This window comes from Methylotenera sp. (assembly GCF_013141425.1).
GTDB lineage: Bacteria > Pseudomonadota > Gammaproteobacteria > Burkholderiales > Methylophilaceae > Methylotenera.
Genome location: NZ_JABFRA010000097.1, coordinates 1 through 5,279 on the forward strand (window position 1 = coordinate 1; position 5,279 = coordinate 5,279).

The 5,279-nt window shown below is 38.0% G+C and carries 5 protein-coding genes; all 5 read right to left on the minus strand.

Features of this window, described 5'->3' with window-relative positions; translation table 11 throughout:
* Positions 1-89 precede the first annotated feature (89 nt).
* On the minus strand, positions 90-392 hold the full coding sequence (locus HOO90_RS08720) for a hypothetical protein (RefSeq protein WP_292842131.1): 303 nt from the start codon (positions 390-392) through the stop codon (positions 90-92).
* A gap of 52 nt (positions 393-444) precedes the next feature.
* On the minus strand, positions 445-723 hold the full coding sequence (locus HOO90_RS08725; RefSeq protein WP_292842133.1) for a hypothetical protein: 279 nt from the start codon (positions 721-723) through the stop codon (positions 445-447).
* Positions 724-769: 46 nt separating this feature from the next.
* Positions 770-1,972, minus strand: a complete 1,203-nt coding sequence (locus HOO90_RS08730; RefSeq protein ID WP_292842135.1) for a hypothetical protein — start codon at positions 1,970-1,972, stop codon at positions 770-772.
* A gap of 69 nt (positions 1,973-2,041) precedes the next feature.
* Positions 2,042-2,989, minus strand: a complete 948-nt coding sequence (locus HOO90_RS08735) for a TraB/GumN family protein (protein ID WP_292842137.1) — start codon at positions 2,987-2,989, stop codon at positions 2,042-2,044.
* Positions 2,990-3,005: 16 nt separating this feature from the next.
* On the minus strand, positions 3,006-4,931 hold the full coding sequence (locus tag HOO90_RS08740) for a DUF3857 and transglutaminase domain-containing protein (RefSeq protein WP_292842139.1): 1,926 nt from the start codon (positions 4,929-4,931) through the stop codon (positions 3,006-3,008).
* Positions 4,932-5,279 lie beyond the last annotated feature (348 nt).

Consider the following 5,279-nt stretch of genomic DNA (forward strand, 5'->3'; position numbering starts at 1 on the left):
TGGTTTCCATACAGATCATCCTAGGTGAGCCTCGCAAAATTGCGAGAGTTTATCAACTCCTAGGGTGGTGCACTTCTACACGCAAATCCCTAAGAGATCTGGTGCATTTTTGCACTGAAATTAACACCTTGAGAGTTGAGTCTTCCTAAGCCTGTCGTATAATCATCTACCACATCATTCGGTGCTTCTGGATATTTACCATTACCCCGTTCAAAGTCATCTCGTAATAATTTTAGCGTCAAAACAGCTCCTATTATCGGAATTAACCAAACAAATGCTATTTGAGCTATGCGCTGTCCACTCGAAGATAGCACATCTTGATAGCATTTAAGCGATACATGTACATTCAATATTGAGAGAACTGTAAGTCCTATGATTAAGAAAGTTTCCATGAATTACTTTCTTAATCTGGAATGGATGAACATATCAAGAGTCTCTTGTTGTTTAATAAAATATGAGTGTAGCTGCTTTATAAAGTGAGGCTGTGAATCCAACACAGAGCAGTATAAAGAAAAATATTTTAACTTCTGCCCATTCACCTTCCCAATACTTATCCTTGAGAAAAGCATACCAATCTGGAAGTCCTCCTAAACTCGCATCAGAAATAAAACCATTCAAATCATCGAAGAACCACTTAAAGTATTGCCAGAGAATCGGTGCAGCGACTACTACTGCCAATATCAGTAAATATGGGTGGTCAACATATTTAGAAAGCCAAGCCACTTACAGCGATTCACTTTACGTAATAAATATTGAGAATAAACATTGTTTACTTTGAATATCCATATTTTGAATCACACAACGTCAAGGACTTCTGCCCCTCAGGGGGTAAAGTTACAACGATAGGTTGCTGATATATTTGATTTAACCGTATATTAGATGTTCGACCTAAGCGAGGATCCAATCTAACCTGAGGAGGAGTCACTATCTTAATGTTTGGTGTGGACTCTTGAAACGGGTTTTGTGCCCAAGCCTCAAGCATCGTATTTTCTCCAATGTTATGCCTAAGGTTCAGGAACGTTTCTTTATCTTCCGCTTTGCATGCAAACATAGCGAATCTATTCAAATTGTATTTGCTTTTTGGATACTGAATCATCATATCTTCATAGCCTAGCTTCATTTTAGGCCATGAAACAAGGGTGTCTTTAAAAAAGTTCTCTTCAGGTAGCAGATGTTCAAATACATATGAATATAATCTTGCATAGACAGCATTTTGATTTGATACTTTTGAGTTTTCTACAGACCATGCAATCAAATTGTCTTCAAGAACCCAATTCCCACCCCACTTAGGTAAATGAAATTGCACCATCGCGAAGTAAATAGGATAGTAGGTCGGATATTTTTGCGCTCCTTCATGAAAAGTTTGCTCTTGATCTGTATAGGGTCGATTCAAAGCACTCTGAACTGTTATCAGTTCAGCATACCAATTAGGGAAATCCGTAGCATAAGGCTTAGTGTCGATTAACACTTTTTCAGCCTTTTCAAGTCTCTCTGTAAAAAGCTTTAAGCCTTCAGGTGTAACCGTAGAAATAAATCCATAACCACGGGCATTCCATGCGTAGATTCTCCAATATGCTGCCTCAGCAATTGCTGCAAATCCAGCTTCCGGATAATTTTTCTTAAATTGCTCTACGTAAGTTAGGCTCTCAGTCCAATCCCATCCTGTAGTAAATAGTCTTTGAAACCCTCCTTCTAGTGCGCCTACAACTGGATTTCCGTCCTGAAACACGCAGCTTGGAATATTCCACTCATTTGCATCTCGTTCGAGAAGGTCACCGCTTGTGCGAAAATCTCTAAACACTTTCATGCTGAAATGTTCAAATGCTTTAGGACCATCAACCGGTGCATCGCCCCAATATTTGCACTGCAGAAAATCTGGCACAGGTTCTAATCCAGTAGCTGATGCGCAGCATGAAAATAAAGAAAGCACAGTCAATAACCACATTTTTACAAAAAAACTTCTTACCTGCATTCTATTTCCTTATATCACCTATTTGCGTTTTCAGTCCGGTTGTTAATATATTCCCAAGTGCAGCATCTGCTAATAAAAAATTAATTTTTCTACTGCGTATCCTCGCATCGACATCAATGCTGGCAAACCTTGCTCCCCAACCATGTGCAAAGTCCCTACTGCTGCAAATACTTGCTTGCCACCCATATGAAGTGCATCGATATTATCTGCCAGACTCAAGTTGCGATCATCTAACAACCTTTTCATCGATTTTCGATCAAAATCAGTATCTAAGCATTCACACCATTCAGTGAATTTGCTTATATCGTCATAGTCAGATTTAACCCAGGCTTCAGTAATATGTTTTATTTGCTTGTTAGCACGACCTGATTCTAAGTGGGCTAAACCCTCTTCTGTCGCAATAGCAGTTTCCTCTGGCGTATTCGAAAGTAACATTTCGATTTGCATTTCAGGTGACTCAAGCGAAACTATCGTTTTTTTAGCCGCGTGTCCCCAATTTGCTAAGATGTTATCTATCGCATAAGCTGCCTCAAGATCACTTTTACGACTATCCAATAACATTAATGTCATCAGCTGAAATTCAGGGGGCATTTTAGACAAAGCTTCATAAGGAACGCATTTAGCCTTTGCTTGCTTTTTCATCTTTTCTATTAATGCTTCAGGTAAGGCATTACCATGCATGGTTTCCATGCTTTTTTTCATGCGAGCCTGAATGTCAGGGTCCAACATATCCATCTCTAATGCCATAGTATCTGTAGAATATATTGCCTTCTTAACTATAGGCCCAGGAAACATCCAGTCGACTTTTCCAACATGGATGGTTCCGTATAAATAGGAAATGTGACCCAGTTTGCTCAGTTTCCATAAAAAACCGTGGTCTTTTGCATTACGTGCAGCAGCCTTAATTATTTCAGGATTGGGGTTCAGTGCTGGCGGGCAACCAATCTCAGCTTCTGCATGGCTGATAGATGCAAATATTAATAGGTAACACAAAAAAATCTGTTTTATATTGGACATAGCGTGACCAATTTAATTAATTAGGAGTATCTATTTTTTTATAAATTAGTTGCTCTTTGTAATTTGCATAGGCTTGTTTAAGTAGCTTTTTGTTTTCATTTAACATAGCTGGCTTACAAACATCACCTTTAGTTCTATCATCAATTACTCGTTTTACGTTTAATAGATTCCCTTCCAATTTATATGTAGCGGTATAAGTCAGGTATTGGTTGGAAATCTCAAAATTATCAGGAATAGAGATAATCTTAATGTTTGTTGGAAATTCATAAGTTAAATCTTCGGAAGATTTACCAGATGAACAGCCTGAATCAAATGTATAGTCCTCCAATTCAGCTTCACCCACAAATTGAGCCATTGGTGCAAAGTTAAAGAGGATAGTGCCTAGGCTGATAGCTCCAGATTTTGAAAACACATATAAGTTTTGTGCATTGTACTTAGCACCATAACTATATGTATCCAGCAATGCTTTAGGATCATCTTTAGTAAATTCACCAGTAGCCGTAACTCCTTGTCCTTTAAAGTTATTTTTAACAATATCTTTTTCTTGATCTAGTGAAATTGGTCGCATGTTAGATCTTGCGATGGCGGCATAGAGACCTTTGAGGTTTACCTTACTTTCACCTTGAGCTGATCCGTCTGAGTTAATCTTCAAGCTAGATTTATATTCTTGTATATTTGTACCTGGCTGTTGTGATGGAGCTTTCATATCTGGCTTGTATCCATCCACTAGAAGTACTGGCTTCCCTTGATCGTTAGGAGGCAACATACGATATGGAATATAGGAAGCTGTAGAATCTAAAAATAAATCCATCACAGGTATGTAATTAATCACATGATTGACCATGGAAACTTCTGGTATTTTTGGTAATTTATGGGCTGTCCCTGCATTAATCAGTGCTTGCGTACTTACAATTCCTTTAGCTAACAAAAACGATTGCAATAATGTCGCATGATCTTTGCAATCGCCCATGCGATTATCTAGGATAAAGTCAACTTCATGCGGAATAACGGTTCCTAATCCGACACAGTTACCTGCATAGGTAATATTAGTCGCAACCCAGTCATATAAACTATGTGCAATGTCATCCTGTGAGGTTTTATCTTTGGTGATTTCATCAGCAAGTTTTTTAATGCGCTCAGTTACTACAGCTTTTGGTATTGCACGACTTCCGTAAGCTTTTGCGATTTCTTCATGGGAGTTAAATGTGGAAACGATAAATCCTGGATCTTCATCGTTGTTATAAGCTGAGTAATTAGTTCGCTTATTGATGATAGGTTGACTATTTTTTCTGGACCAGACTAACACCTGACGATCTTTTTCAAACGCATTTTTTTCTTCATCCATCTCCCTAACGTCATATCTCAGTTTCATTGACTTGGGAGCATCAATTTTGACTTTTATATCATCATAAGCAATGTTTTTTAGATATGTTTCTGTTGCAGAAAATTGATTTGGAAAGATCGCCTCTTTCGCAGTGAGCTTGTAATGAAACACGATCGTGTCACCAACTGCCAGTTCTGGAAAGACTACTGTTAACGTAGTTCTATCTGAAAAAATAGCCTGATTGCTGCCCTTACCACCGTTGATTGTAACTTGATAGCTGTCTTTAGGAACGTTAATTTTCTTTCCATCAGCCTTCAAAGTATAGGCTTCAAGCACCTCAGCATTTTGAACACTTGTACTATAGTTTATAGATGCTTGCTTGGTATAGGCCAATACCTGATCTTTCAATACTTGTATAGACCAAGAGCGCTCTTCCGAAAAGGAGCCATCTGTATTGATATTGTATTCAAGTGAATAATTGGTGTATCTGAGGAAAATATCTTTTGAATATTCAATTGCACTTGCAGCGAAGGATAAAAACATCAAAAGACAGAAGGTTAACTTGCTAAGAGCTTTACTCATTATTTGACTTTCAATTATTAGTTTTATTTTTTTCACTATTACACCAATATCTAATGACTCAATAAAATTAAGGTCCGATGTACATCGTTGACCCATTTATATTTTTTGCAGCGATATTGTTAGTGATCGATATAACACTATATCAAATAATTTGAATATGTGTATTTTGAAATTTAATTGACCGGCTGCATTGGGCCCGAAGCCTTCAATTCAAAAGTCTGATATTGGGAAGTCTGATAGCAGACTGCACTAGCCTTCACATTCGACCCAAACCGGCCAGTCAGCCTCACAAAGACGTAACTCGAGGTTAATTGATGAAGGAACTCAGTTAGAAACTGGTGGGTTTGTTAACTGAATACTGTTTTCTTGGCACCAGTCTAACAA